Here is a 3,868-nt window from a genome sequence, read left to right on the forward strand (position 1 = left end):
GCGCCTGCAGTTTCTTTGACATAACTCCATCCTCGCTTCCAAGGTAAAGAGTCTCCAAGAATCCCAGGGCGATACAGGTCGACGTCCGGCCCTGCCTCGTGAATTGTTTGATATGTTCGAGGCCGCAAAACAAACCGCATACGCGACCCGCGACCTGCTTCGCCTCAATTCACTGCTGTTCTCCCACTTGCACTTCGAGGAGCAGGATCGGGAGTTCGGCGAAGACCCCTTCCCCTATGGCGTCTCCGCCAACGCAGCCGCGATTCGAACGGCGATCAACCGCTCCGTCGCCGACGGTTTGCTCGAGCGACCGCTTCAACTTGAAGAGCTCTTTCCGGCGGAACTCCTCGAAACCTAGGATGAGACGAGAGACTCCCCGTGGAAGTGATTGACAACATGGATCTTCCCCGCCGACGCGACAATCAGCAGTGGATTCTCGATTACCTGATCAAGACCACCGGACGGGCGCAGACTTTTGAGCCTGACACGCGCATCCTTCCGGCCGAGGTACGCAGTCATGTCATGATCTCCAAGATCGTCGGTCAACGGGCGCTGCGCTCGGAGCAACTGGCGCGTGACGCGGAAGCGGCTGGGCATCGGCACGTCGCGCTCACTGCATACGCAGACGCGGTCAGGTCATACGTCGATGCCCAACACAGCATTTTCGACCCGGAGCGGTTCGACGAGAAACGGTACTGGTTCGACCGCGCGATCGCCTGTAACACTCGTGTCCGTGCCTTGTCACCGCACCCTATCGAGCGTATCGAGGTTCCCTGGGAGGCCGCGTCGATGCCGGCTCACCTCCATCTCCAGCCGGGAAGGAAGAAGGGGCCCATGATTCTGTTCATTCCGGGTATGGACGGAACAAAGGAAACGTCCGGCATCGGTCCGCTGGCTGAGGTGTTCATGCCGCACGGTGTCCACGTATTCAGCATGGATGGACCTGGCCAGGGGGAGAGCACTTTGCGAGGGCTCCATATCACCGACGACAACTACGAGCGGGCCATCTCTGCCGCGCTTGATCTGTTGCTCGAGCTTCCGGAGGTCGATCCCGAACGTATTGCGGTGATCGGACGGAGCTTCGGATCTCTCTGGGCGTTACGTGCAGCAGCACGCGACCCACGAGTCAAAGCGGTGGCGGTGGACGCGGTCTGCTTCGGAGACAAACGGGCAATTTTCGAGCGGGCGTCTCCAAGGTTCAAACAGATCTTCATGATGATGGCCGGTGAGGATGACGAGGCCCGTTTCGACCGAATGGCAGAGCGCATGGTGATCCTCGGTCACGGCTCCAAGATCATGTGTCCCACCTTGATATCGGCTGGGGAGTTCGACCCGCTAACCACCCTGCATGAAGTCGAAGCGGTGTTCGATGAACTCGCCGGTCCCAAGGAGTTGTGGATTCTGGAGGATCAATTCCACTCCTATCGTGACGTCCCGGGTCTTCTAGTGGTCCGTCGCGGATTTGGTGACTTGGTCTCCTGCCGGACGATCCCCGCTGTGGCAGGGTTCGTGGCACTGCCTACCCCGGTCATCAAATAGCAGACAGACCACTAGGTATCGACAATCTTCACTTCATGGTGGATTGGATCCTGGACGCCCTCAACGGCCGCTACGACGTGGACCACCGGCGAGCGACGCTGGTCACGAAGGGTGGGGCGGGCCCTTACCGAGATCAATCTCCGTTCCGACCGTGGCGAGAAGACGGAGACAGGAAGGAAGCAACCGCCTATGAGTGAGCCCAGCGACCGAGCAACGGACCTAGCGGACGGGCCGATGGCCGGCATCCGCGTCCTCGACCTCACCCGTGTCCTTGCCGGACCGTACTGCTCGATGCTTCTGGGCGACTATGGAGCCGACGTAATCAAGATCGAGCGGCCGGGTACCGGCGACGATACCCGGAGATGGGGGCCACCGTTCGTTGGCGGCGAGAGCGTCTATTTTCTCACGGTCAACCGCAACAAGCGCAGCGTCGCCATCGACTTCGGCACCGATCAAGGTCGCGAGCTGGTTCTTGGCTTGGCCGAGTCCGCCGACGTCGTAGTTGAAAACTTCCGCCCCGGGACGTTGGATCGATTACGGCTCGGTTACGACGATCTGCGTTCCGTCGCTCCAGGAATCGTGTATTGCTCGATGACGGGATTCGGGCTTGGAGGTCCACGCCAGTTCCAGCCGGGCTACGACGCGCTCATCATTGCTCTCGGAGGTCTGATGAGTATCACAGGCGAGCCTGCCGGAGAGCCCGTGAAGCCTGGGGTGGCGATCCTGGATGTTGCCATGGGAATCGCTGCCCAGGGAGCAATCAGCGCCGCTCTCCTGGCGAGGCACCGTACCGGACTCGGGCAGCGCATCGACCTCTCGCTGTTCGCAACGCAGATCGGGACGCTCATCAACGCCGCCACGAACTACCTCATGGCTGACGAAATCATGGGGCGCTGGGGCAGCGGGCATCCCTCAATCGTTCCGTACCAGGCCTTCGCTGCGGCCGACGGCTACATCATGATAGGCGCTCCGAATGAGCAGTTCTGGCGCAAGATGTGTGACGTTCTGGAGATGCCATCGCTGATGGATGATCCGCGCTTTCGTAGCAACGCGGATCGTGTTGCCCATCGTGACGCACTGATCGACCTCATCAGCGATCGGGTCGCTCAAAACACGGTCGAATACTGGTTGACACGGTTGGAAGACGCAGACGTCCCGGTGGCACCGATCAACGACATCTCCCAGGCGCTGGCGGATCCACAGGTGGATGCTCTTGGCCTGATTCACGAGATTGAGCATCCTACGGCAGGCCCTACGCGCCTTGTAGGTCCAATGGTTGACTTCGGTCTGACGCCTGCGTCGATACGTCGACCACCGCCTCTTCTGGGAGAACACACCGATGAGGTGCTCGGTGGATTGCTCGGTCTCGGGCCGCAGCGCCTGCAAGAACTCAGAAACGCCTCCATCATCGCGTGACCACGAGCAACGACAGGAGCACAGCCATGATCAAGACCCTTCCTCCCCTTGCGACTGTGCTGGATCCGACCACTACGGCCGTAATGGTGGTCGACGTCCAGAACGATTTCTGCGACCCGCGGGAGTTTCCCGCTGCAGAGAGCATGATCCCTCGACTACGTGCGCTTCTCAGTGAGATGCGGGGCGCAGGATACCCGGTCGTATATACGCGAGCGGTCCACAGCGAACATACTGACTCAGCTGTGTGGCGTAGCCGCTACTCCACGCGGCCGCACCGCTCCCAGACCTGCCGGGAGGGGACCCTAGGTGCGGAGTTCCATCCGGAAATCGCTCCCGAACCGGGCGATGCCGTGGTCACCAAGCATCGATACAACGCTTTCTTGCGGACGAACCTGGAGTTGATCCTTCGCTCCAAAGGGATCGAATCGATCGTCTTCACCGGCATCGCCACCAACGTCTGCGTCTCAACGACGGCTCGGGAGGCCTTCTGCAGAGATTACTGGACAACGTTGGTGTCAGATTGCATGATCGCCCACTCTGAGGCAGCGCATCTGCAGGCTCTCGAGGATGCACGGAGTGGCTTCGGACGAGTCGTCACATCCGAAGAGGTTCGTGCCGCTTCCAGTCGCCTAACCGCAAAACATCCATCGTTCTAGCCTGGGATGAGTCCGACCACCAACCTACCGAGAATTCAAGAGGGCCCCGTCCCAATCGTGGACGAGGCCCTCTCGTTTCTCAAGTGTCAGACGATACGACCGATCAAGCTCATTCTCCAGAAGAGATAGCGGTGAATCGGGCTAGTACGTCTGGAGATGCGCTCATCACGTTGTCGAATATGTCAACACCGCCTGAAAATTGACCCCCTGGCACCGGTTGAAAATTGACCCCCCGGGCCGGGTTTTGGTCACTCTGT

Annotated in this window: 5 protein-coding genes; all 5 read left to right on the forward strand. The window is 60.0% G+C overall.

Going from position 1 to position 3,868, the window contains the following annotated elements:
• Positions 1–112: 112 nt before the first annotated feature.
• Genes P1T08_18400 through P1T08_18420 form a run of 5 tightly spaced genes read left to right on the forward strand, consistent with a single transcriptional unit; the run spans position 113 to position 3,611 of the window.
• On the forward strand, positions 113–358 hold the full coding sequence (locus tag P1T08_18400) for a hypothetical protein (GenBank protein ID MDF1598047.1): 246 nt from the start codon (positions 113–115) through the stop codon (positions 356–358).
• A gap of 20 nt (positions 359–378) precedes the next feature.
• Entirely contained in the window at positions 379–1,539 is a 1,161-nt protein-coding gene (locus P1T08_18405; protein ID MDF1598048.1) for an alpha/beta fold hydrolase, read from the forward strand.
• 35 nt (positions 1,540–1,574) lie between these two features.
• Entirely contained in the window at positions 1,575–1,736 is a 162-nt protein-coding gene (locus P1T08_18410) for a hypothetical protein (protein MDF1598049.1), read from the forward strand.
• Entirely contained in the window at positions 1,729–2,955 is a 1,227-nt protein-coding gene (locus P1T08_18415; protein MDF1598050.1) for a CoA transferase, read from the forward strand. Before P1T08_18410 ends, P1T08_18415 begins: the two co-directional genes overlap by 8 nt.
• Before the next feature lie 26 nt (positions 2,956–2,981).
• The gene (locus P1T08_18420) at positions 2,982–3,611 is read left to right on the forward strand and encodes a cysteine hydrolase (protein MDF1598051.1); all 630 of its coding nucleotides are present in this window, start codon (positions 2,982–2,984) and stop codon (positions 3,609–3,611) included.
• Positions 3,612–3,868 lie beyond the last annotated feature (257 nt).

It is taken from the genome of Acidimicrobiia bacterium (genome assembly GCA_029210695.1).
Classification (GTDB): Bacteria; Actinomycetota; Acidimicrobiia; order Spongiisociales; family JAHEDJ01; genus JAHEDJ01.